The organism is Buttiauxella sp. JUb87, from assembly GCF_004361975.1.
GTDB lineage: Bacteria > Pseudomonadota > Gammaproteobacteria > Enterobacterales > Enterobacteriaceae > Buttiauxella > Buttiauxella ferragutiae.
Map to the genome: position 1 here is coordinate 21,703 of NZ_SNVY01000011.1, position 24,728 is coordinate 46,430.

The following is a 24,728-nucleotide window of genomic DNA, read 5'->3' on the forward strand; positions in this document are numbered from 1 at the left end:
ACGTCGTCAACAGAAAATTCAACACAAGAAATGAGGATTTCTCACTCAAGTTGAAATTTATTCATGTTCGAGGAGGAGGATGAAAAAAGGCCAGCTAAAGCTGGCCTCGGTATTTCTGTCACTGCACCGTTTACAGCAACTGCGCCAAACGGTTGAGATCCGACTGAATAGCGCCAGCCGTCACATCCCGACCAGCGCCAGGCCCACGAATCACCAGCGGGTTATCGCGATACCAGCGGCTTTCGATGGCGAAAACGTTATCGCACGGCAGCAGCGAAGCCAACGGGTGCTCAGGGCGCACCGCCTCCACGCCGACACGCGCTTTACCATTGGCATCGAAACGCGCTACGTAACGTAACACCAGACCCATTTCCTGAGCCGCTTCAAAACGCTGAACCATCTGTTCGTTCAGCTCATCGCCATTTTCAAAGAAATGGTCAATTGAACCAGTTTCACTACCGTTTGTTACCAGCGATTCAACGCGCACCTGATCTGGCTCGATGTCATAACCTGCTTCACGGGCAAGAATCACCAGCTTGCGCATCACGTCTTTACCGGAAAGATCAACGCGCGGGTCTGGTTCAGTCAACCCTTGCTGCCAGGCCTGGTCCACCAAATCGGTAAACGGCACCGTGCCATCGAATTGCAGGAACAGCCAGGAGAGCGTACCGGAGAAAATACCGCTGATGGCAAGAATTGAGTCACCGCTTTCACGCAGGTCACGAACGGTATGGTTGACCGGCAAACCTGCACCCACGGTGGCGTTATACAACCAGTGGCGGCCTGTCTTGGTAAAGGCGTTGCGAATTTCACGGTACTTCTGGCTGTTGCTGGCACCGGCCAGTTTATTGGCGCTGATCACGTGGAAACCGTGGCTGGCGAAATCAAGATACTGATCGGCCAATTGCTCACTCGCCGTCACATCCAGAACCACCAAGTCGTCATACGGATGCGAACGCATCCACTGGAACAGGGATTCTTCATCCTGCTCTACCGCTTCGTCGTTAAAGAAAGCGAGCGCGCGGCTGGCATCCAGCCCTTCGTAATTCAGCAAACTGCGGCGGCTATCTACAACACCCGCCAGAACGAATTCAAAACCGGTACGCGCAGAAATAGTTTCTTGCTCACGGGCGAACAATTCCAGCCAGCGAGAACCAATATTCCCTTTACCGAAAAGCACCAGACCAACACGTTTTTCAGCGCGGAACAGGGACTTATGCAGACCCTTGATGAGATTTTCAGTTGGGCCAACACGCAGTACCGCAACCAAACTAATTCCGTCTTCAGACTGCCAGATAAACTCAACAGGCTGGTCTTTCAACTGCTGCCAGAAGCGGTGGCTATGCAGCGGGTTACGACATACGCCTGCGCCCACCATCGCCACCAGCGCCAGGCCTTCACGCAGACGTAATTCGCCCGGCAGGTTAGCTTTCGTGAGCGTTTCTAACACGCTGCCGGCAACTTCTGAGGTATAGCAAAGTTGCAGCAGGTTACGATCGGGATGAACGCCAACAGACAGCGGGCGAATCTGGGCACGTTTTAACAACGTATCCAGCTCTTTGTGTGCCAGCTTAAAATCTTGCTGCGGGGAAACCTGCAGTTCAATCAGGCAGACATCATCGTGGCTGGTGACGATACGTGCGCCAGTACCGGAAGCCAGCACACGCTCGATACGTGTTGAACCTTGTTCTGGTGAATAGCTGCAACGTAATTGCAGGTCGATATCGCTACCGGAAACAGGCTGCAAGGTACGGGCGTGTAGGACAGGAGCGGCCAGGCGAGCCAGCTCACTCGCTTCATCCAGGCGCAAAAGAGGCAGCAAGCACGCATCTTTCACTTTACGTGGGTCAGCGCTGTAAACCCCGGCAACGTCACTCCAGATGGTCACGCGGGAAACCCCAGCCAATGCACCAATTTGAGTGGCGGAATAGTCAGAACCATTACGGCCAAGCAGCACGGTTTCACCCGCATCATTACGGCAAATAAAGCCGGTAACGACGAGGCGCTTATGCGGATGTTGCGCCATAAGTTCTTGCAGCAAAGGCCAGGATAAGCCTTCGTTAACTTGTGGTTGAGCAGCACGTTCAGCGCGCATAAATTCACGCGCATCCAGCCATGCAGCCGGGTGACCTAACTGATTCAGCACCGCAGACATCAGGCGTGCAGACCAAATTTCACCATGCCCTACGACTTCGGCATACACTGCGTCAGTCATTTTGCCATCCAGCAAAGCCGCCAGACGCTCAAGATCCTGAATGAATGCACCGATCAGAGCATCAGCAACCTCAGGAGCCACAAGGCCGCTAATCAACTCGCTCTGATAACGACGCAGCGCTTGTTGAACCTGATGAGCAGAAAGACGATCGCTTTGGCTCAATTTTAGCCAGTTAATCAACTGGTTGGTCGTGCTACCGGCGGCGGAAACCACCATCATGTCGCCAGGATGAGAATACTCGGACATGATCCCTGCAACGCGCAGGTAACACTTCACATCTGCCAGACTACTGCCACCAAATTTATGCAGTTGGCGAACCGGCGCCGCTGCTGGTGCTGAAACACTCATGCTTACCCCTCGGCTGCAACCCGGAACGCATTTTCCAGGTCAGCAATTAAATCTTCACTATCTTCAATGCCAGTCGAAATACGCAGCAAGGTTTCTGAAATCCCTGCTGCTGCACGCGCTTCTGGCGCCATGCCCGCATGGGTCATCGTCGCCGCGTGTGAAATCAAACTTTCTACTCCACCCAGCGATTCCGCTAACGTGAAGAGAGTCAGGCTACTCAGGAATCGACGCAGCGTTTGCTCGTCGCCATTAAATTCAAAACTCAGCATCGCGCCAAAACCTTTTTGCTGACGAGCAGCAATTTCATGGCCCTGGTTTTCTGGCAGCGAAGGATGATACAGCTTTTTCACCAGCGGTTGCGTTTGCAGGAAATCGACAATCGCCTGGGCATTTCGTTGCGCCACTTCCATACGTGGTGAAAGTGTACGCAGGCCACGCAGCAGCAAGTAGCTATCGAAAGCACTGCCGGTTACGCCAATGTTGTTTGCCCACCAGGCAAGCTCGGTGACGGTTTCCGCGTCTTTCGCAATCACCACACCGGCAACCACATCTGAGTGACCATTCAGGTATTTAGTACAAGAGTGCAGAACCAGATCTGCGCCCAATGCCAGCGGGTTTTGCAACGCCGGGCTCAGAAAGGTGTTATCCACTACACTGATTGCCCCGGCTTCACGCGCGGCGGCGCAGATTTTCGCAATATCTACCACTCGTAACAAGGGATTACTTGGGCTTTCGACCAGCACGAGTTTTGGGTTTTCGTTAAGTGCTGCCGCTAAAGCAGCTTCATCACCTTGATCGACAAACAAAACACGGTATGCACCGCGTTTTGCCAGGCTGTCAAACAGACGATAACTGCCGCCGTAACAGTCATGCGGAGCCACCAGCAGATCGCCAGGCTTCAGGTAAACAGTCGTCACCAGATGGATTGCTGACATGCCGGTATTTGTCAGCACTGCGCCCGCACCACCTTCCAGTTCGGCCAGCGCACGCTGTACGACATCACGCGTAGGATTGCCACGGCGCGAGTAATCATGCGCGCGCGGTTCATTAAATCCGGTGAAATTATAAGTACTGGAAAGATGGATAGGGGGTACAACGCAGCCGTATTGCTCGTCATCGTTCAAACCGCTACGTACTGCGATAGTTGCCTGTTTACGCGTCATGGCTCTCGAATCCTTGCTGGTCGAATAAAAGTCAGAGACCAGAGTAAACACTGCCGAGTTAGACGTCAATACATCTGGACATCTAAACTTCTTTGCGTATAGATTGAGCAAACGCGCAATAGCCGTTAAAATTATACGCTTTAGGGTGATAGCGCCGCAGACCGCGGATCAATAAACGCTGTACACTACGTCCAGAAAATCGCTTCTGTCGTGTGTTGTCCGATTGAAGCACATTTATATTGATAAGAGGATTAAGTATCTCATGGCTGAATGGAGCGGCGAATATATCAGCCCTTACGCTGAGCACGGGAAGAAGAGTGAGCAAGTAAAGAAAATTACGGTTTCCATTCCTCTGAAGGTGTTAAAAATCCTCACCGATGAGCGTACCCGTCGCCAGGTGAATAACCTGCGTCACGCAACCAACAGTGAGCTGCTATGTGAAGCATTTCTGCATGCGTTTACTGGCCAACCGCTGCCAAACGATGCGGACCTGCGTAAAGAACGTAGTGATGAGATTCCTGAAGCAGCGAAGGTGATCATGCGCGAGTTGGGGATTGATCCAGAGACCTGGGAATACTAGTTACAGAAATTATCCTTATTCCCTATAGCATTCGAGTCGTAGGTAGGCGGCAAGGGAGCAAATCCCCGGGAGCTTACTGAAGTAAGTGACTGGGGTGAGTGAGTGCAGCCAACACCCCTACGGCTTGAATGATGACGGGAATAACAAAAAAGGCGCCGTTAGGCGCCTTTCTCTTACCGTCGGCGAATTACTTCTTCGCGCCTGGAACGCTGAAACGCTTGTTGAAGCGGTCAACGCGGCCACCGGTAGCAACATCACGCTGCTTGCCAGTGTAGAACGGGTGGCATTCGCCACAGACGTCCAGGTTCAGATCATGACCCACGGTAGAGCGAATCTTGATAGAATTACCACATGAGCAGTTTGCAGTAATTTCTGCGTAGTTCGGGTGAATATTCTTTTTCATGGAAAACCTCTGTATAAGGCCGCGTCGCTCTTCCAGCCCTAACGCCAGACACCACGCGAAGTTGATAAATTAGGTTTTTTGATACCAAAAACTGCGCATCAAAGGCGGCGAATCATACAGAACCCCGCGAATGGATGCAAACTGATCCGCATTTTCTGGAACACACAGTGTACACTATCTCGTCATTTTTATCAGCCTGGATGCATTCATGCCTGTCGCCCACGTCGCTTTGCCGGTTCCCCTTGCCCGTACTTTTGACTATTTCGTTCCTGATGGAATGCAGGTGGAATCAGGCTGTCGCGTCATGGTGCCGTTTGGTAAACGCCAGGCTGTCGGGATTGTTGTCGCCGTTAGTGAACACAGCGAATTGCCGATTAATGAACTAAAACCTGTTGCTGAAGTTCTGGATGGCGCTTCGTTGTTTCCTGTTTCACTGTGGCGCGTTCTGCTGTGGGCTGCTGAGTATTATCACCATCCGCTTGGCGATGTGCTTTTCCACGCGCTGCCCATTTTGCTGCGCCAGGGGAAACCCGCACACCACGCGCCGTTGTGGTACTGGTTTGCCACTGAAGAAGGTAAAGCCACCGATCTTAATAGCCTGAAACGTGCACCTAAGCAGCAACAGGCTTTGGCGGCAGTTCGACAAAATATCATCTGGCGGCATCAGGTGAGCGAGCTGGAAATCAGCGAAACAGGGCTACAAGCGCTGCGCGCTAAAGGTTTATGCGGCCTGAAAAGTGCCGCGCCTTCAACGCAAGACTGGCGCGATAGCTATTCCGTCGAAGGTGAACGTTTACGCCTGAACACCGAGCAAGCCACTGCAATCGGTGCGATTCACAGCTCAGCCGAAAGCTTTGCAGTCTGGCTTCTGGCGGGTATTACCGGTTCAGGCAAAACGGAAGTGTATCTCAGCGTGCTCGAAAATGTGCTGGCACAAGGCAAGCAGGCGCTGGTTCTGGTGCCGGAAATTGGCTTAACGCCACAAACTATTGCCCGTTTCCGTGAGCGTTTTAACGCACCGGTAGAAGTTCTGCACTCCGGGCTTAACGACAGCGAACGTCTTGCCGTGTGGCTAAAAGCGCGCAGTGGCGAGGCCGCGATTGTGATTGGCACACGCTCGTCGCTGTTTACGCCGTTTTGCCGGCTCGGCGTGATCGTGATTGATGAAGAACATGACAGCTCCTACAAACAGCAAGAAGGCTGGCGCTATCACGCACGCGATTTAGCGGTGTATCGCGCACATGCGGAGGATATTCCCATTATCCTTGGCTCCGCGACCCCCGCTCTGGAAACGTTGCACAACGTGCATTTGGGGAAATATCGGCAGTTGCGCCTGACAAAGCGCGCCGGTAATGCGCGCCCGGCAACGCAACAAGTGGTGGATTTAAAAGGACAACCGCTGAAATCCGGCCTGGCACCTGCGCTTATCAAGAAAATCGGCCAGCATTTGAAGGCTGATAACCAAGTGATTCTGTTCCTTAACCGTCGTGGATTTGCACCCGCCCTGCTGTGCCATGAATGCGGCTGGATAGCGGAATGCCCACGTTGCGATCACTACTACACCTACCACCAGGGCCAGCGCCATTTGCGCTGCCACCATTGCGACAGCCAAAGACCGGTTCCTCAGCAATGCCCGAGTTGTGGTTCCACTAATCTGGTTCCGGTCGGCATGGGGACGGAGCAACTTGAGCACAGTCTTGCGCCGGAATTCCCGGGCGTGCCGATTTCGCGTATCGACCGCGATACCACCAGCCGTAAAGGGGCGCTTGAACAGCAACTGGCGGAAGTTCATCGTGGCGGCGCACGCATTTTAATTGGTACGCAAATGTTAGCGAAAGGGCATCACTTCCCGGACGTGACGTTGGTGGCTTTGCTGGATGTTGATGGCGCGCTGTTTTCCGCTGATTTCCGCGCAGCAGAACGCTTTGCCCAGCTCTATATTCAGGTTTCCGGGCGCGCTGGACGAGCAGGCAAACCAGGCGAAGTCCTGCTACAAACGCACCATCCAGAGCATCCCTTATTACAAACATTGCTCACCAAAGGTTATGACGATTTCGCCAGCCAGGCTTTGAAAGAGCGCCAGACGGTGTTCTTGCCACCGTTTACCAGCCACATCATGTTCCGTGCGGAAGACCAAAATAACCATCAGGCCCCCCTGTTTTTACAGCAGTTACGAAATCTGCTGGAATCCAGCCCGTTAAGGGATGACCAACTGTGGATAATGGGGCCAGTGCCTTGTTTACAGCCCAAACGCGGGGGCCGTTTCCGCTGGCAAATTCTGCTGCAACACCCTTCGCGCGCACGCCTGCAACGGCTGGTTAGCCATTCGCTGAAACTGGTTAATACGTTACCTGAATCACGCAAAGTGAAATGGATGCTGGATGTTGACCCGATAGACGGGTAGCACAAAGCGCTACGGATATGCGAAGCGGATCGAAAAATTCAACAACCATCACACTTTTAATGAAATAACTGTAACCAACGGGTCTCAATTTCTGCTAAGAATGTGAGCATGGTCAGACACCAGGGACGTTGTCAGCACCTGTAAAGTGCACGCGAGGAGAAGAAGTTGAAGCCGAAGAATCAGGTTGCCAATGCAACCATGAAAGATGTTGCAGTGCAGGCGAAAGTCTCAACTGCAACAGTGTCCAGGGCCTTAATGAACCCGGATAAAGTATCGCAAAGCACTCGTAATCGTGTGGAACAAGCGGCTATAGCCGTAGGTTACTTACCCCATTCATTGGGGCGAAATTTAAAGCGTAATGAATCACGCACCATTCTGGTTATTGTCCCGGATATCTGCGATCCCTTCTTTAGCGAAATCATTCGCGGTATTGAAGTGACGGCGGCGGAACAAGGCTATTTGGTGTTAATTGGTGATTGCGCTCATCAAAACCAGCAAGAAAAAACGTTCATCAATCTGATTATCACCAAGCAGATTGACGGGATGCTATTGCTCGGCTCGCGCCTTCCTTTTGATGCCAGCATCGAAGAGCAACGCAATTTACCGCCGATGGTGATGGCGAATGAATTTGCGCCTGAACTGGAACTGCCAACCGTTCATATTGATAACCTGACGGCCGCATTCAACGCCGTTTATTATCTGCAACAGCTTGGCCATCAAAAAATTGCCTGTATTGCTGGCCCTGAAGAGATGCCGCTTTGTCACTACCGCTTGCAAGGGTACGTGCAGGCATTGCGCCGCACGGGAACGGTGGTCGATCCACATTACATCGCACGTGGAGACTTCACCTACGAAGCCGGTGCGGCGGCGTTATCGAAATTACTGGCACTACCAAATCCACCAACCGCTGTGTTCTGTCATAGCGACGTTATGGCGCTGGGCGCATTGTCTCAGGCCAAGCGCAGTGGCTTGCGCGTGCCAGAAGACTTATCAATCATGGGCTTTGATGACATCGCTCTGTCACAGTTCTGTGACCCACCTCTCACCACTGTGGCGCAACCCCGTTTCGATATTGGGCGAGAAGCTATGCTGTTGCTATTGGATCAGCTTCACGGGCAAGCCGTGAGTAGTGGTTCGCGTTTGCTGGATTGTGAGCTCATTGAACGAGGCACCACCAGCGCACCTGGCAGTAGAAAATGAACCGCTTTAGGACACTGGATTCTGGTCAAAGGGATGTCCATTAAGTAACATGGCGGGCTGATAAACGTAAAAAATATAGCGAATCGATAGTGGCACAACGAGATTATGTACGCCGCGGGCAATCGGCAGGTACGCGGCGTAAGAAAAGTAGCACCCGCAGCAAGCAACGCAGCCTACCGTCTGTCTCGCCGACAATGGTCGCCATTGCGGCCGCCGTTCTGGTGACCTTTATTGGTGCCCTGTACTTCATTACTCATCATAAGAAAGATGAAAGCGAAACCCTGCCTGGACACAAAGTCACAGGTAACGGCCTGCCACCTAAACCGGAAGAACGCTGGCGTTACATCAAAGAACTGGAAAATCGCCAGACCGGTGTGCGTAGCCCTACTGAGCCGACTGCCGGTGGCGAAGTGCAGAATAAAGATCAGCTCACCAGCGAGCAGCGCCAGTTGTTGGAGCAAATGCAGGCGGATATGCGCCAGCAGCCGACTCAGTTGAATGAAGTGCCATGGAATGAGCAAACGCCAGAACAGCGCCAGCACACACTCCAGCGCCAGAAAGCTATTCAACAGCAACAGTTCACCGCTCAACAAGTTGCACCGCAACCAAGAGCTGTGCAGCCGCAGCCGGTAACGCAGCAGCCACGTCCAGTGCAGCAGCAACCGCGAACGACGACGTCAACGCAGCAGCCGTATCAAGATTTGTTGCAAACCCCGCCGCATACCCAGCAGCGTGCAGCGACAACAACGACACAACCCAAAGCGGCTCAACCGGCAGCACCGATCGAAGCGGTCAAACCCGCTCCGGCACCACAGGAAAAGCCGAAAGACGAAAAACGCTGGATGGTACAGTGTGGTTCCTTTAAAGGCAGTGAGCAGGCGGAAACCGTCCGTGCGCAGTTGGCTTTCGAAGGTTTTGATTCGCGCATTACCACCAACAATGGCTGGAATCGTGTGGTGATTGGGCCAATCAAAGGTAAAGAGAATGCCGATGGTACGATCAACCGTCTGAAGATGGCGGGTCACTCTAACTGTATTCGTCTTGGCTCCGGGGGTTGAAACCCCCAAAATCCCCCCCATCTATAATTGCATTCAGCCCCGAACATATTTTGGGGATCATATTTCTACCCTAAATAATTCGGGTTGAAGGAAGGCGGCAAAAGAAGGAATCCCGATGAGCTTACTCAAGTAAGTGATTCGGGTGACTGAAAGAAGCCAACGCACCTACAACTTGAATTATGAAGGGTACAGCTGATGCAATAAGGGGTCTGCTCGTGACAACAATAGTAAGTGTGCGCCGTAACGGCCATGTCGTAATCGGTGGTGATGGTCAGGCCACGCTCGGCAACACCGTAATGAAAGGCAACGTTAAAAAAGTGCGTCGTTTGTATAACGACAAAGTGATTGCCGGTTTTGCTGGCGGCACGGCGGATGCCTTCACCCTATTCGAACTGTTTGAGCGCAAGCTAGAAATGCACCAGGGCCACCTGGTGAAAGCGGCGGTTGAACTGGCAAAAGACTGGCGTACCGACCGTATGCTGCGCAAGCTCGAAGCGCTATTGGCTGTCGCCGATGAAAATGCCTCGCTGATCATTACCGGTAATGGTGATGTTATCCAGCCAGAAGATGATCTGATTGCGATTGGTTCAGGTGGCCCTTATGCACAGGCCGCAGCGCGTGCACTGCTTGATAACACCGAACTGGGTGCTCGTGACATCGTAGAGAAATCGCTGGGGATCGCCGGTGATATCTGCATCTACACCAACCATTTCCATACTATTGAAGAATTAGCGTCTAAGGCGTAAGGAATCCCCATGTCTGAAATGACCCCACGCGAAATTGTCAGCGAACTGAACAAACACATCATTGGCCAGGACAATGCCAAGCGTTCCGTGGCGATTGCGCTGCGCAACCGCTGGCGCCGTATGCAGCTTGATGAAGAGCTGCGCCATGAAGTTACGCCAAAAAACATTCTGATGATCGGCCCAACCGGTGTCGGTAAAACCGAAATTGCTCGTCGTCTGGCGAAACTCGCCAACGCGCCGTTCATCAAAGTTGAAGCCACCAAATTCACCGAAGTTGGTTATGTTGGTAAAGAAGTGGATTCTATCATCCGCGATCTGACTGATTCTGCGATGAAAATGGTGCGTTTGCAGTCCATTGAAAAGAACCGATTCCGCGCCGAAGAAATGGCCGAAGAGCGCATCCTTGATGTTCTGCTGCCACCAGCTAAAAACAACTGGGGCCAGGCTGAAGCGCCACAAGAACCTTCTGCGGCTCGCCAGTCTTTCCGTAAGAAATTGCGTGAAGGCCAGTTAGACGATAAAGAAATTGAAATCGATCTGGCTGCAGCACCGATGGGTGTTGAGATCATGGCTCCTCCTGGCATGGAAGAAATGACCAACCAGTTGCAGTCTATGTTCCAAAACCTGGGTGGCCAGAAGCAAAAGCCACGCAAGTTGAAAATCAAAGACGCGATGAAACTTCTGATTGAAGAAGAAGCTGCGAAGCTTGTGAATCCAGAAGAGCTGAAGCAAGACGCGATTGATGCGGTTGAGCAACACGGCATCGTGTTTATCGATGAGATCGACAAAATCTGTAAGCGCGGTGGCAACAGCTCCGGCCCGGATGTTTCTCGTGAAGGCGTTCAGCGTGACTTGCTGCCACTGGTTGAAGGCTGCACCGTTTCTACTAAACACGGTATGGTCAAAACTGACCACATTCTGTTTATTGCATCTGGTGCATTCCAGGTGGCAAGCCCGTCAGACCTGATCCCTGAATTGCAGGGGCGTCTGCCAATTCGTGTGGAATTGCAGGCACTGACGGTTGAAGATTTCGAACGCATTCTGACCGAGCCTAACGCGTCTATCACTGTGCAATACAAAGCGCTGATGGGCACTGAAGGCGTGACTATCGACTTTACCGCAGATGGTATTCGCCGTATTGCTGAGGCCGCATGGCAGGTGAACGAATCCACCGAAAACATCGGTGCGCGTCGTCTACACACGGTGCTGGAGCGCCTGGTTGAAGACATCTCTTATGATGCCAGCGATCTGAGCGGCCAATCCATTCTGATCGATGCCGAATATGTTAGTAAACATCTGGATGAGTTGGTAGCAGATGAAGACTTGAGCCGTTTTATCCTATAATCGCGCTCAACGTATTTTCTTCATTACAAATGGAGGGCTTATGCCCTCCATTTTTTATATCTAACAGAGAGAACTATGAGCGAATCGCACTCTGTAAGCACCACTCAGGCCTGGCTTGAAAGCTTGCGCCCCCGCACTTTACCGCTGGCTTTTGCCTCTATCGTTTGTGGTTCTGCGTTGGCTTTTTGGCAAGGCGTGTTTAATCCGGCTATTGCGTTACTGGCGTTGCTGACTGCGGGGCTACTGCAAATCCTCTCGAATCTGGCTAATGACTACGGCGATGCGGTAAAAGGCAGCGATAAAGAAGACCGAATAGGGCCATTGCGCGGAATGCAGAAAGGTGTGATTACCCAGGCGCAAATGAAAAAAGCGCTGATCATTAGCGTGGTATTAATTTGCTTGTCTGGCATGGCATTGGTCGCTGTCGCCTGCCACACACTGGCCGATTTCCTCGGTTTCATGGCGCTGGGTTTGCTGGCAATCATCGCCGCAATTACCTACACCGTAGGTACACGTCCATATGGATACATGGGGCTTGGCGATATTTCAGTGCTGGTCTTTTTTGGCTGGCTGAGTGTCGCGGGAACCTGGTACTTGCAGGCGCATACTCTGGCACCTTTGGTCTTTTTACCCGCCACGGCGTGCGGATTGCTCGCAACAGCGGTGCTGAACATCAATAATTTACGCGATATCGACAGCGACCGGGAAAACGGTAAAAACACGCTGGCGGTGCGATTAGGCCCAGTGCTGGCACGTCGTTATCATGCCTGCCTGTTGATTGGAGCGCTGGTGTGCCTCGCAGTATTCAATCTTGTCTGGCTGCAAAATTTGTGGGGATGGTTGTTTGTCCTGGCCGCGCCGTTGCTCATTAAACAGGCGCTTTATGTGTTAAATGAAATGGAACCTGTCGCCATGCGCCCGATGCTTGTACGCACAGTGAAAGCCGCATTGCTCACTAACTTGTTGTTTGCGGTAGGAGTTGTGCTCAGCACGGTTTCGTTTTAGCTGACAAATATCAATTAACAATTGATGATTTTGCCAACAGTTAATATTAAGCGATATACTGACAACTCGTGCAGCAACAGAATCTTAATCCTATGAAATATGATACTTCCGAGCTTTGCGACATCTATCAGGAAGATGTCAACGTCGTTGAACCGCTGTTTTCCAATTTCGGTGGGCGGTCGTCCTTTGGCGGGCAAATCATCACGGTGAAATGTTTCGAGGACAACGGATTGTTGTATGATCTGCTCGAACAAAATGGCCGTGGACGTGTTTTGGTGATCGATGGCGGCGGCTCTGTACGCCGTGCTTTGATTGACGCAGAACTTGCCCGTCTGGCGGCTCAAAATGAGTGGGAAGGCATTGTGGTATACGGTGCCGTGCGTCAGGTTGATGACCTGGAGGAACTGGATATTGGTATTCAGGCAATTGCCGCCATTCCTGTTGGCTCTGCTGGTGTTGGCGTTGGCGAAAGTGACGTGCGCGTTAACTTTGGCGGCGTGACATTCTTCTCCGGCGACCATCTGTATGCGGATAACACCGGCATTATCCTTTCCGAAGATCCCCTCGATATTGAGTAACAAAATCGAATAACAAAACGGGCGCCCTGGGGCGCCCGTTTTTATTGAAGCTGTGGTCTTACACTTCTTCCATTTTACCCAGCAGGGCGTGCAGACGATCCTGCCACACATGCTGTTGCTCTTTCAGAGAATTGTTTTCGCGTACTAATTCTTCATGATTGCTCTGAGATTGCTGAACTTGCTGAGACAGATTGGTGTTCGTCTCTTTCAGTTCTTCGATTTCCATCTGCAGCAGGGTAATGGTATCAATCGCCTGCTGTACTTTTGCTTCCAGTTTCTCAAACACTTCAAATGACATTTCGAACCTCTCCTGAATTGCAAGGCGTTGATGGATGTCTAAATCCCCGTCCCGGATATTCCCCGAAGACACCTTATGAATATATGCGCACCACGCAGCGTGTCTCGATTGTAAGTAGCGTGAGTAGCCGTGTCCAGCGAGTTGAAGCGCTCTTTGCGTAACATAACGTTTTTCGGCATATACCGAATGGCGGCATGTCTTAAAATCACTATTTGTTAACGCATTAATTGCGGTTATGAATGTCGAAGTTATCTTCTCTGGGTGATAATGCGCACAAATTGGCGCGAGATCGCTCATTTTTATGACGAGACACGCAAATTTAAAGTTCGATATTTCTCGTTTATGTTCGTTAACGATAAATTAACACAACGCCTACATGGCACCTGCGCGGCAGGGAATGCCCGAACAAACAATAAACATTAATTTTGCCTTCAGGACCCTATTATGAGTCAGACAGCTCCATCAACCTTGAAAGGTCAGTGCATCGCCGAGTTTATGGGTACCGCGTTGTTGATTTTCTTTGGTGTAGGATGTGTAGCCGCCTTAAAAGTGGCGGGCGCAAGCTTCGGGCAGTGGGAAATTAGCGTCATCTGGGGGTTAGGGGTGGCGATGGCTATCTACCTGACCGCAGGGGTTTCCGGCGCGCATCTCAATCCTGCGGTGACCATCGCATTATGGCTTTTCGCCTGTTTTGAAAAACGCAAAGTGGTGCCATTTATTGTGTCGCAGGTTGCAGGTGCGTTCTGTGCCGCAGCTTTGGTGTATGGCCTGTATTACAATTTATTCCTCGATTACGAGCAGACGCATCACATGGTGCGCGGCAGCGTAGAAAGCCTGGATTTGGCGGGGATCTTCTCAACCTATCCAAACCCACACATTAATCTGGTACAGGCCTTTGCCGTAGAGATGGTGATTACCGCCATTTTGATGGGCGTTATCCTGGCGCTGACGGACGATGGCAACGGTGTCCCTCGTGGCCCGTTAGCCCCGCTGCTGATTGGCTTGTTGATTGCGGTTATCGGCGCATCAATGGGACCATTGACCGGTTTTGCCATGAACCCAGCGCGTGACTTTGGCCCGAAACTTTTCGCCTGGTTAGCAGGCTGGGGTGACGTCGCCTTTACCGGTGGCCGTGATATTCCTTACTTCCTGGTACCGGTGTTTGGCCCGATTGTAGGCGCGGCGTTAGGTGCCTTTGGTTACCGTAAGCTGATTGGTCGCCATTTACCTTGTGATGTTTGCGTGGCAGAGGAAGAAAAATCCAGCGCCGCCAAACAACAAAATGCTTCTTTGTAAGACTGACTTCAGGACAAAATTATGACTCACGAAAAAAAATACATTGTCGCACTCGATCAAGGAACCACCAGCTCTCGCGCCGTCGTCCTGGATCACGATGCCAACGTCGTTAGCGTTTCGCAGCGCGAATTTCAGCAAATCTACCCAAAAGCAGGATGGGTAGAACATGACCCGATGGAGATTTGGGCAACTCAAAGCTCCACACTAGTAGAAGTGCTGGCGAAAGCAGACATCAACTCAGACCAAATTGCCGCCATTGGTATCACCAACCAACGTGAAACCGCGATTGTCTGGGAAAAAGAGACCGGTAAACCGATTTACAACGCCATCGTCTGGCAGTGCCGCCGTACCGCAGAAATCTGCGAGCAACTCAAGCGCGACGGTCTGGAAGAGTACATCAAATCGGCAACCGGCCTGGTGGTTGACCCGTACTTCTCCGGTACCAAAGTAAAGTGGATTCTTGATCACGTTGAAGGCTCGCGTGAGCGCGCTCGCCGTGGTGAATTACTGTTTGGTACTGTCGATACCTGGTTAATCTGGAAGATGACTCAGGGACGCGTGCACGTTACTGATTACACCAACGCCTCACGAACCATGCTGTTTAACATCCATGATCTGACCTGGGATGATCGCATGCTGGAAGCGCTGGATATTCCGCGCGCCATGCTGCCAGAAGTGCGTAAATCCTCAGAAGTGTATGGCCAGACCAACATTGGTGGTAAAGGCGGTACGCGTATTCCTATCGCCGGGATCGCCGGTGACCAGCAGGCTGCACTCTTCGGTCAGTTGTGCGTAAAAGAAGGGATGGCGAAAAACACCTACGGTACCGGCTGCTTCATGTTGATGAACACCGGCACGCAGGCCGTTAAATCCACTCACGGTTTGCTGACCACGATTGCTTGCGGCCCACGCGGTGAAGTGAATTATGCGCTGGAAGGTGCAGTATTCATGGGCGGCGCTTCTATCCAGTGGCTGCGCGACGAGATGAAACTGATCAGCGACGCGACGGATTCCGAATACTTTGCCACCAAAGTAAAAGACACCAACGGCGTGTATGTCGTCCCGGCATTTACTGGCCTGGGCGCGCCTTACTGGGACCCGTATGCTCGAGGCGCAATCTTCGGCCTGACTCGCGGCGTGAACGCAAACCACATTATCCGCGCCACACTTGAGTCCATCGCTTACCAAACACGCGATGTGCTGGAAGCGATGCAGGCTGACGCTGATATTCGCTTACACGCTTTGCGTGTTGATGGCGGTGCGGTGGCGAATAACTTCCTGATGCAGTTCCAGGCGGACATTTTGGGGACTCGTGTTGAACGCCCTGAAGTTCGCGAAGTGACAGCATTGGGCGCCGCTTATCTGGCAGGCCTGGCCGTTGGCTTCTGGCAGAACCTGGACGAAGTCAGCGAGAAAGCGGTTATCGAAAAAGAGTTCCGTCCGGGTATCGAAACAACCGAACGTAATTACCGTTACGCTGGCTGGAAAAAAGCCGTTAAGCGTGCGCTGGCCTGGGAAGATCACGAAGAAAGTTAATTGCCCTCACCCACCGGGAGCTGTCTCTTATACACAACTTACCCTGGCAATTTTGTCAGGGTAAGATCTGTAAGCCTCGCAGGTTTTCCGTTCACCCGTGAGTTCAGTTATCTCTGTAAGTCCCGCAAACGGTTAACGTATCAAGGGGTTAACGCCAACCCCTTGATAATCCAGGCGCCCGGCAAATCAATCGCGACATAAACATGCTGTCACCTGGTGAACGGAACCTTCTCCGGCTCGGCAGGAACCAGTCCTCAAAGATGTGACTAAGAGACAGCCCACCGGGAGAGGGGATCACCCTACCCTGCCTGTGCTAAACTCCGTCGCAATTGGGCTTGCTAAATGAGTGTGCAATGAGACGAGAACTGGCGATAGAATTTTCCCGCGTAACTGAAGCCGCAGCGTTGGCTGGTTATAAATGGTTGGGACGTGGCGACAAAAATACGGCTGACGGTGCTGCCGTTCACGCGATGCGTATTGTGCTTAATCAGGTCAATATTGACGGCCAGATTGTGATTGGCGAAGGGGAAATCGACGAAGCACCCATGTTGTACATTGGTGAAAGAGTCGGTACCGGCCAGGGCGACGCAGTAGATATCGCCGTTGACCCGATTGAAGGCACACGCATGACCGCCATGGGCCAGGCAAACGCGCTGGCAGTATTGGCCGTTGGCGACAAAGGCAGCTTCCTGAACGCTCCCGACATGTACATGGAAAAGCTGATTGTCGGCCCTGGCGCTAAAGGCATTATCGACCTGAATCTTCCGCTGGCAGAAAACCTCTATAACGTCGCCGTAGCGCTCAATAAACCGCTCAGTGAACTCACCGTCACCATTCTTGCTAAACCTCGCCACGATGAAGTCATTGCCGAAATGCAAAAGCTTGGGGTGCGCGTGTTTGCGATTCCTGATGGCGATGTTGCAGCATCTATTTTGACCTGCATGCCGGATAGCGAAGTCGATGTGATGTACGGTATTGGCGGCGCACCTGAAGGCGTGATTTCTGCGGCGGTTATCCGCGCGCTGGACGGTGATATGCATGGCCGCCTGTTGGCTCGTCACCACGTAAAAGGTGACAACGAAGAAAACCGTCGAATCGGTGAGCAAGAGATAGCCCGCTGCACAGCAATGGGCATTGAAGCAGGCCTGGTGTTGAAGCTCGATGACATGGCGCGCAACGACAACGTTATTTTCTCGGCAACTGGTATCACCAAAGGCGATTTGCTGGATGGGATCACCCGTAAAGGGAATATGGCGACCACTGAAACTCTGCTGATTCGTGGTAAATCACGCACCATTCGTCGCATCAAATCTATTCACTACCTTGACCGTAAAGACCAGGAAGTACAGACCCATATTCTGTAAGCCCATCGTTTGTCTGATTGAGCTTTCCAGCTTTAACCAGCTGGAAATCTCTCACTTTTCTGGTGAAGATAGGAAAAACACAACACAGGGGAATGAACATCATGGCGGAATGGGTCAAAGGTAAAGTTGTCCAGATTGAAAACTGGACTGACGCTCTTTTTAGTCTCACTGTTCATGCGCCTGTCGCCCCTTTCACCGCCGGGCAATTCACTAAACTTGGGATGGAAATTGACGGCGAACGCGTACAACGTGCTTATTCCTACGTCAATGCACCCAGCGATCCGAACCTCGAGTTTTATCTGGTCACCGTGCCTGAAGGCAAGCTCAGCCCACGTCTGCATGCTCTGCAGCCTGGGGATGAAATTATGCTGGTGAGCGAAGCGGCTGGATTCTTTGTGCTGGATGAAATCCCGGATTGCCAGACATTATGGATGCTGGCAACGGGAACAGCACTCGGCCCGTATCTTTCGATTTTGCAGGAAGGTAAAGGCCTTGAGCGCTTCGATAACATCGTTTTGCTTCATGCCGTGCGTTATGCGCAGGATTTGAGTTATTTGCCATTGATGCAAAAACTCCAGCAGCAATATGAAGGGAAATTACGCATTCAGACGGTCGTTAGTCGGGAATCAATTCCTGGTTCGTTAACCGGCCGCGTGCCTGCACTTATCGAAAGCGGCGAACTGGAAGCGGCTGTTGGCCTGCCAATGAACATTGAGACCAGTCATGTGATGTTATGCGGAAACCCGCAGATGGTACGAGATACACAGCAGTTGCTGAAAGATACCCGGCAGATGACCAAACATTTACGCCGCCGACCGGGCCATATGACTGCAGAACACTATTGGTAACTTTATGGGTAATACTAGCGGTACTTCACTTCGCTGGTGTCTTTGCCAAAGCGGTTTTCACCCTGGGTGCCAACAAACGCGCCCAGGTCCATAATAACCATCACCAAAATCAGCGTTGGGATAAAACGGCCAAGCCCCCACTGCGCTAACGTTCCGAAAGTTTCCCAATTACCTGCAAGCAACAGCCACGCAGGAATAAACAGCAGCGCCCACCAGCCTTTTTTATTACGGTCATGCAGACGTTTGACGATCACGGCGGCAGTCGGAATCAACGAACCCGAAAGAAAGAAGCCGGCAGTGGAGTAAGGCATAATTTCAGCACCCGCGAGGGTGAAGAGAATGATCAGCGCAATTAGCCAGACGCCAATCCAAATCCAGAAGTCACGACGTCCAATACGTCCGTTAAAAGAGAACAGCCATTGCTGTATGGTCATGGTAAGGTCCATTTTATTGTTTAGCGCCGTAGTGTACCCCAGCTATGATGGGTTTTGACAAGCCAACGGAATGCCGATTTAATCGGAAAGCAGAATTCACAGGAGAATTTGTCGATGAGACATCTGGTTGCAGGTCTGGCTTTGCTGATACTACCCGTTACGGTGGTGTGGGCTGATCCGCCTTCAGATTCCACCTCAACGCTACAAGTTGCTCCCTATTTATTGGCAGGCGCCCCAACGTTCGACATGAACATTACGCAGTTTCGGGAAAAATTCACGACTGCAAACCCGTCTTTGCCCATCAATGAGTTCCGTGCCATCGACTCCAATTCCGATGAAGTGAACCTGATGCGTGCCGCCAGCAAAATCAACGAAAACCTCTACACATCAACTGCGTTAGAACACGGCACTCTGAAAATAAAATCTATCCAGATAACGTGGTTGCCGATTCAAGGGCCTGAGCAAAAAGTGGCGCGAGCAAAAGCGACAGAGTACATGGCCGCGCTGATTCGTACCTTTACGCCCTCGCTTTCAAAGCCACAAAGCGTAGCAAAACTCACCAGGTTGCTCAGTAACGGAAAGAACAAACGTTACTACACACAAACCGATGGCGCGATCCGCTATGTTGTCGCAGACAACGGTGAAAAGGGGCTGACCTTCGCTGTTGAACCGATTAAGCTAACGCTATCTGAGACACTGAACACCAACTAAACATACCCGTTAGCATTCCAGTCGCAGGTAGGCGGCCAGGGAGCTTATGCCGATGAGCTTACTTCAGTAAGTGATGCGGGTAAGTGAGTGCAGCCAACACCCCTGTGACTTGAAGGATGACGGGTATATATGACAAAAAGCAAAGCCTTTCGCTTGCTGAGTCTCTATACTGTTTCACAGACAATGCTGCCCTGACTGGCAGCGATTCTTTTATTAGTTTGACCTTGTGGAGAATTAAGATGCGACATCCTTTGGTGATGGGTAACTGGAAACTGAACGGCAGCAAGCACATGGTACACGAGCTGATTGCTGGCTTACGCAAAGAGCTGGCTGGCGTTGCTGGATGTGGCGTTGCTATCGCTCCTCCAACTATGTATCTGGATCTGGCTAAACACGCTGCATCTGGTAGCCACATCATTCTTGGTGCTCAGAACGTAGACCTGAACCTGTCCGGTGCTTTCACTGGTGAAGTTTCTGCAGAAATGCTGAAAGATGTTGGCGCTAAGTACATCATCATCGGTCACTCCGAGCGTCGTACTTACCACGCAGAGTCTGATGAACTGATTGCTAAAAAATTCGCAATTCTGAAAGAAGTTGGTCTGATCCCAGTTCTTTGCATCGGTGAAACTGAAGCAGAAAACGAAGCTGGCAAAACTGAAGAAGTTTGCGCACGCCAGATTGATGCAGTGCTGAAAACTCAGGGCGCAGCAGCTTTCGAAGGTGTGGTTATCGCTTACGAACCAGTATGGGCAATCGGTACTGGCAAATCAGCCACTCCTGCTCAAGCTCAGGCTGTTCACAAATTCATTCGTGACCACATTGCTAAAGCTGATGCGAAAGTAGCAGAGCAAGTGATCATCCAGTACGGCGGTTCCGTAAACGATAAGAACGCAGCAGAGTTGTTTGCTCAGCCGGACATCGACGGCGCGCTGGTTGGCGGTGCATCTCTGAAAGCAGACGCGTTTGCCGTTATCGTTAAAGCTGCGGCTGAAGCGAAAAAAGCGTAAGTTTCTCGCTTAAACATATACAGGCCCTGCCAGCAATGGCAGGGCTTTTTTATTTCAGTAACCCACAGTCGTGATCTTGTAGTTGCTCAGAAGAAGCCAGATTCAAACGCAGTAAATTCCGCTCCGTCGCCAACGCTACCCATTCCCCATCGGCCAGTTTAGCCATCGCCAGACTATAACGCCCCATATGCTCCCGAGCCTGTGGAACCTGAGTCGCCAACATCATGAATGGGCTACGTTGTGAAAATTCAGCTGCGCCGACTTTTCTGGCGATGTATGAGTTTCCAGCCAGATCAACCGGGAACGCCTGCCATTCGTTATTTAACGTTTTCGCATACCGATCCAATTCCCCGCGCACATCAGCGCGTAAACAAGAAATGTGGATATGAAGCTGATTTTGCGAGCGACCTGTCGCAGAGTTAATAGTGAGTGAAATAATATCGTCAGGAATCTGAGATCCCCGGCGCAGACTCAAAATAGTGCGCTGTTGCCAGGCTAGCCAGAAGAAATTAGCAGTTTTTGGCTGCAACAATTCCGGGCTTTCCATGCCGCTTATTTTTGCTGTTGGCAACAGCAGATATTGCAGCGGGCCATTGATATCTTTTAGCAGCACGTATCCCGACGGCAAATCCACTTTGGCACATGGCTCAGGGTTCTGATTGTCACGCTGATTGGGAACACATTGCTGGCTGACAATACGCCACAGCGCATCAGGATGATGCAGGTATTGCCGGAGACTGAAGCCGATCACCACAGCAATGGCCAACAACAGGAGAAGGAGAACTAACTTGCGTCGACACCACTGCATTGAAACCTCAGAAACCATAAGAGGGTCGCTCAGCGTAACGCAAACTCTGAAATCCCAAAAGCAAAACGGCCCTTTTCAGGGCCGTGAATACGATTAACGCTGACTAATTTGGTCGAAGGTTCCACCGTTCGAGAAGTGTTCTTTCTGCGCTTTTGTCCAGCCGCCAAACTCTTCATCAATAGTGAACAATTTAATTTTCGGGAAGGCATTCTCATACTTCTTCGCGACCGCTGCGTCACGTGGACGATAGTGGTTTTTCGCCGCAATCTCCTGGCCTTCTGGCGAGTAGAGGTATTTCAGGTAAGCTTCTGAGACTTCCCGAGTCCCTTTCTTGTCGACGACTTTATCCACCACCGATACAGTAGGTTCGGCGAGAATAGATTCACTTGGCGTGACAACCTCAAACTTGTCTTTGCCCAATTCGTTGGTTGCCAGTAACGCTTCGTTTTCCCAGGCAATCAACACGTCGCCGATTCCACGCTCAACGAAAGTACTGGTTGAACCACGAGCGCCGGAATCCAACACTTCAACGTTCTTATACAACGCCTTCACGAAATCCTGAGCTTTGGCTTGATCGTTGTTGTTGTGATGTAGGGCATAACCCCAGGCCGCCAGATAGTTCCAGCGCGCTCCGCCAGAGCTTTTTGGATTCGGAGTGATAACAGAAACGCCTGGTTTAATCAGGTCATTCCAGTCATGAATTTGTTTCGGGTTGCCTTTACGCACCAGGAAAACGATGGTCGAAGTGTAAGGCGCAGAGTTTTCTGGCAGGCGTTTGATCCAGTTTTTGTCGATACGGCCACGCTCAGCAATCGCATCCACATCGTATGCCAACGCCAGGGTCACCACATCAGCCTCAATGCCGTTGATAACAGAGGTCGCTTGTTTGCCAGAACCACCATGAGACTGCCGAATAACTACGTTGTCGCCGGTTTGTTGCTTCCAGTGAGCGCTGAAGGCTTTGTTGTACTCGTCATAAAGTTCGCGAGTGGGATCATAAGAGACATTAAGTAACTGAATATCTTTCGCCAGCACACTGCCAGACGCCAACAGTAATGTAAGTCCAACTCCCCACTTATTCATTTTTCGCTCTCTTTAATCAGATTTGATAAAAGCAGCGTGCCAGAAAGTTATCCATTCATTAAAGAATAAAAAAAGATTTGCTATAACTATTGAGCATATAACAAACAACAAAAAGCCGGGTTTCCCCGGCTTCAATTTTCACAGAAAGTGAATTAGTACAGTTTCTTAGCGCAATCCAGCCAGTCACCTTTGAACGGACGCTTCATGTTTTCGATAGCGTCGATGATGTCATGGTGAACCAGCTTCTCATTCTGAATACCTACGCAACGACCGCCGTGACCTTGCAGCAGCAGTTCGATGGAGTAAGCGCCCATGCGGGAAGCCAGAATGCGATCGTAAGCAACCGGTGAACCACCACGCTGAATGTGGCCCAGAACCGTTGCGCGGGTTTCGCGTTTGGTTTCCGTCTCGATATATCGGGCCAGTTCGTCGATGTCACAGATGTGCTCAGTGATAGCCACGATAGCGTGCTTTTTACCTTTAGCGATACCCGCTTTGATTTCTTCAACCAGGTCTTCGCGATTAAACTCAACTTCTGGCAAGACAACAAACTCACAGCCACCAGCGATGGACGCAGCTAAGGTCAGATCGCCACAGTAACGGCCCATCACTTCCACGATAGAAATACGCTGGTGGGAGGAAGAGGTGTCACGCAGGCGGTCGATTGCTTCCACGACTGTTTCCAGAGCGGTGAAGAAACCGATAGTGTAATCGGTGCCTTTGATATCGTTATCAATGGTACCTGGCAGGCCGATGCATGGGAAACCCATTTCGGTCAGGCGCTTAGCACCCATATAGGAACCATCACCGCCGATAACAACCAGTGCATCAATACCGCGATTTTTCAAATTCTCGATAGCCACTTCACGGACTTTCTCGTCCCGGAATTCCGGGAAACGAGCTGAGCCCAGGAAAGTACCGCCACGGTTGATCATATCGGACACGCTGTATCGGTCCAGGTTAACCATGCGGTCTTCATACAATCCCAGATAGCCATCATAAATGCCCGCGACTTCCAGACCTTCCGACAATGCCGCCCGCACCACACCACGAATCGCAGCGTTCATGCCCGGAGCATCACCGCCACTCGTCAACACACCAATTTTTTTGATCATGACTACCTCTGAACTTTTGAATGCAAATTAATCCTGTTGCCGGAAACGGCCTTCGGCATGCCGAGGCATCGACTCTGCTACAAATAGTATAACAACCGCTTCTTGCTGAATTGATTCAGGTCAGGCCATTTATCGGTATTCTATCCAAAAAATATCGACTCTGTCTGACTTTACAACGAAATATTAAAGCTCAAAATGCCCTTGCTGCTGCGTCGGGACAACCGAGCAGGGGTCCTGGTGAATAATCACATCTGACCCAGGGAAACGACGCAAAATCGCCTGTTCAACCTGGTCGGCAATCACATGCGCCTGAACCAGTGGCAGGTTGTCTTCCATTTCGATATGGACTTGAATAAAGCGGGTCGGCCCTGACTGCCGCGTTCGTAGATCATGCGCCCCTTTAACGCCGGGCCATGAATTGATGATCTCAATAATTACCTGTCGCTCATCATCTGGTAAAGCACGATCTAAAAGAGATTGCACAGCTTCATAACCCATGCGCAGTGCGCTATACAAAATATAGACGCCAATCCCTAACGCAAATATTGAATCTGCGCGATGCCAGCCATACCAGGACAACGCAAGAGCAACAAGAATTGCTCCATTCATCATAACATCAGACTGATAATGAAGCATATCTGCTCGAACTGCCTGACTTTGCGTTTTCCGCACCACCCAGCGCTGAAAAGTCACCAGAATTAACGTGCTGAACAACGCAATGACGGTAACCACCACACCCACTAAAGGCTGTTTCATTGGTGACGGTTCAGCTAAATGCTGAATGCCAGTCAAAAACAGGAACAGTGCAGAACCGGAAATAAACATACTTTGTGCCAGTGCTGCCAGCGATTCCGCTTTGCCATGACCAAAGGTGTGTTCTTCATCTGCGGGTTGTAGCGAATAACGTACGACAAGAAGGTTAGTTAGCGACGCGGCAATGTCCACTAGCGAATCGACCAATGCAGCCAGAATACTGACCGAGCCGGTGTACCACCAGGCGAAAATCTTAATCAAAAGTAACAGTGAGGCCATTACCGTCGCAGCAATTGCTGCGCGGCTAACCAGCTTCCCATATTGTTGATTCATAGGGGCTCCAGCAAATGATTGCTGGCTAGTATAGCGGATTCATCTGAACCATCAGGCAAAAAAAACCCGCCGGTTAAGGCGGGGAAGACAGGGATGGT

Annotated in this window: 23 protein-coding genes; 14 read left to right on the forward strand and 9 right to left on the reverse strand. The window is 51.2% G+C overall.

Annotation, left to right across the window (positions count from 1 at the left end; translation table 11 throughout):
* Positions 1-130 precede the first annotated feature (130 nt).
* Positions 131-2,563 carry a bifunctional aspartate kinase/homoserine dehydrogenase II gene (locus EC843_RS21865; protein ID WP_133523059.1) on the reverse strand — a complete coding sequence of 811 codons (2,433 nt, stop codon included), beginning with the start codon at positions 2,561-2,563 and terminating at the stop codon, positions 131-133.
* A gap of 2 nt (positions 2,564-2,565) precedes the next feature.
* A complete protein-coding gene (gene metB / locus EC843_RS21870; protein WP_064541682.1) occupies positions 2,566-3,726 on the reverse strand; it encodes a cystathionine gamma-synthase in 1,161 nt (386 codons plus the stop codon).
* Between the two features lie 262 nt (positions 3,727-3,988).
* Here metB and metJ point away from each other — a divergent pair, with 262 nt between their 5' ends.
* On the forward strand, positions 3,989-4,306 hold the full coding sequence (metJ, locus tag EC843_RS21875; RefSeq protein ID WP_034461414.1) for a met regulon transcriptional regulator MetJ: 318 nt from the start codon (positions 3,989-3,991) through the stop codon (positions 4,304-4,306).
* Positions 4,307-4,493: 187 nt separating this feature from the next.
* Here metJ and rpmE read toward each other — a convergent pair whose 3' ends face one another.
* Positions 4,494-4,709, reverse strand: coding sequence for a 50S ribosomal protein L31 (rpmE, locus tag EC843_RS21880; protein WP_034500060.1), 216 nt, complete (start codon positions 4,707-4,709; stop codon positions 4,494-4,496).
* 208 nt (positions 4,710-4,917) lie between these two features.
* Between rpmE and priA the strand changes: the two genes are divergently transcribed.
* From priA to rraA, 7 genes are all read left to right on the forward strand, one after another.
* Complete coding sequence (gene priA, locus EC843_RS21885; RefSeq protein WP_133523060.1) at positions 4,918-7,113, forward strand: primosomal protein N'; 2,196 nt, start codon at positions 4,918-4,920, stop codon at positions 7,111-7,113.
* A 165-nt stretch (positions 7,114-7,278) separates the two neighbouring features.
* Positions 7,279-8,313 (forward strand): DNA-binding transcriptional regulator CytR, encoded by a 1,035-nt coding sequence (gene cytR, locus EC843_RS21890; protein ID WP_064541688.1) that lies wholly within the window; start codon positions 7,279-7,281, stop codon positions 8,311-8,313.
* A gap of 89 nt (positions 8,314-8,402) precedes the next feature.
* Positions 8,403-9,371 carry a cell division protein FtsN gene (gene ftsN, locus EC843_RS21895; protein WP_121814601.1) on the forward strand — a complete coding sequence of 323 codons (969 nt, stop codon included), beginning with the start codon at positions 8,403-8,405 and terminating at the stop codon, positions 9,369-9,371.
* A 215-nt stretch (positions 9,372-9,586) separates the two neighbouring features.
* The gene (hslV, locus tag EC843_RS21900) at positions 9,587-10,117 is read left to right on the forward strand and encodes an ATP-dependent protease subunit HslV (RefSeq protein ID WP_064541694.1); all 531 of its coding nucleotides are present in this window, start codon (positions 9,587-9,589) and stop codon (positions 10,115-10,117) included.
* 9 nt (positions 10,118-10,126) lie between these two features.
* Entirely contained in the window at positions 10,127-11,461 is a 1,335-nt protein-coding gene (gene hslU / locus EC843_RS21905; protein WP_064541697.1) for an HslU--HslV peptidase ATPase subunit, read from the forward strand.
* A gap of 75 nt (positions 11,462-11,536) precedes the next feature.
* On the forward strand, positions 11,537-12,466 hold the full coding sequence (menA, locus tag EC843_RS21910) for a 1,4-dihydroxy-2-naphthoate polyprenyltransferase (protein ID WP_064541699.1): 930 nt from the start codon (positions 11,537-11,539) through the stop codon (positions 12,464-12,466).
* A gap of 92 nt (positions 12,467-12,558) precedes the next feature.
* Entirely contained in the window at positions 12,559-13,044 is a 486-nt protein-coding gene (rraA, locus tag EC843_RS21915) for a ribonuclease E activity regulator RraA (RefSeq protein WP_064541702.1), read from the forward strand.
* A 58-nt stretch (positions 13,045-13,102) separates the two neighbouring features.
* Here the strand turns inward: rraA and zapB are convergent, their stop codons facing one another.
* The gene (zapB, locus tag EC843_RS21920; RefSeq protein WP_064561531.1) at positions 13,103-13,342 is read right to left on the reverse strand and encodes a septal ring assembly protein ZapB; all 240 of its coding nucleotides are present in this window, start codon (positions 13,340-13,342) and stop codon (positions 13,103-13,105) included.
* A 444-nt stretch (positions 13,343-13,786) separates the two neighbouring features.
* Here zapB and EC843_RS21925 point away from each other — a divergent pair, with 444 nt between their 5' ends.
* From EC843_RS21925 to fpr, 4 genes are all read left to right on the forward strand, one after another.
* Entirely contained in the window at positions 13,787-14,638 is an 852-nt protein-coding gene (locus EC843_RS21925; RefSeq protein WP_064541709.1) for an MIP/aquaporin family protein, read from the forward strand.
* 21 nt (positions 14,639-14,659) lie between these two features.
* Positions 14,660-16,174 carry a glycerol kinase GlpK gene (glpK, locus tag EC843_RS21930; protein WP_064541712.1) on the forward strand — a complete coding sequence of 505 codons (1,515 nt, stop codon included), beginning with the start codon at positions 14,660-14,662 and terminating at the stop codon, positions 16,172-16,174.
* A gap of 353 nt (positions 16,175-16,527) precedes the next feature.
* Positions 16,528-17,538: a class II fructose-bisphosphatase gene (gene glpX, locus EC843_RS21935; protein ID WP_064541715.1), complete on the forward strand. Its 1,011-nt coding sequence runs from the start codon at positions 16,528-16,530 to the stop codon at positions 17,536-17,538.
* 101 nt (positions 17,539-17,639) lie between these two features.
* Positions 17,640-18,386, forward strand: coding sequence for a ferredoxin--NADP(+) reductase (gene fpr, locus EC843_RS21940; RefSeq protein WP_133523061.1), 747 nt, complete (start codon positions 17,640-17,642; stop codon positions 18,384-18,386).
* A 14-nt stretch (positions 18,387-18,400) separates the two neighbouring features.
* Here the strand turns inward: fpr and EC843_RS21945 are convergent, their stop codons facing one another.
* Positions 18,401-18,820, reverse strand: a complete 420-nt coding sequence (locus tag EC843_RS21945) for a DUF805 domain-containing protein (RefSeq protein WP_034500043.1) — start codon at positions 18,818-18,820, stop codon at positions 18,401-18,403.
* A 114-nt stretch (positions 18,821-18,934) separates the two neighbouring features.
* Between EC843_RS21945 and EC843_RS21950 the strand changes: the two genes are divergently transcribed.
* Together EC843_RS21950 and tpiA are read left to right on the forward strand one after the other, a co-directional pair.
* Positions 18,935-19,531 (forward strand): YiiQ family protein, encoded by a 597-nt coding sequence (locus tag EC843_RS21950; RefSeq protein ID WP_064541721.1) that lies wholly within the window; start codon positions 18,935-18,937, stop codon positions 19,529-19,531.
* A 239-nt stretch (positions 19,532-19,770) separates the two neighbouring features.
* Positions 19,771-20,538, forward strand: a complete 768-nt coding sequence (gene tpiA, locus EC843_RS21955) for a triose-phosphate isomerase (protein ID WP_034461430.1) — start codon at positions 19,771-19,773, stop codon at positions 20,536-20,538.
* A gap of 49 nt (positions 20,539-20,587) precedes the next feature.
* Here the strand turns inward: tpiA and EC843_RS21960 are convergent, their stop codons facing one another.
* From EC843_RS21960 to fieF, 4 genes are all read right to left on the reverse strand, one after another.
* Positions 20,588-21,346 (reverse strand): CDP-diacylglycerol diphosphatase, encoded by a 759-nt coding sequence (locus EC843_RS21960; RefSeq protein ID WP_133523062.1) that lies wholly within the window; start codon positions 21,344-21,346, stop codon positions 20,588-20,590.
* Positions 21,347-21,439: 93 nt separating this feature from the next.
* Positions 21,440-22,429, reverse strand: coding sequence for a sulfate ABC transporter substrate-binding protein (locus tag EC843_RS21965; RefSeq protein ID WP_064541724.1), 990 nt, complete (start codon positions 22,427-22,429; stop codon positions 21,440-21,442).
* A gap of 152 nt (positions 22,430-22,581) precedes the next feature.
* Positions 22,582-23,544 (reverse strand): 6-phosphofructokinase, encoded by a 963-nt coding sequence (pfkA, locus tag EC843_RS21970; RefSeq protein WP_064541727.1) that lies wholly within the window; start codon positions 23,542-23,544, stop codon positions 22,582-22,584.
* Positions 23,545-23,727: 183 nt separating this feature from the next.
* A complete protein-coding gene (gene fieF, locus EC843_RS21975) occupies positions 23,728-24,630 on the reverse strand; it encodes a CDF family cation-efflux transporter FieF (RefSeq protein WP_121814607.1) in 903 nt (300 codons plus the stop codon).
* Between the last annotated feature and the right edge of the window lie 98 nt (positions 24,631-24,728).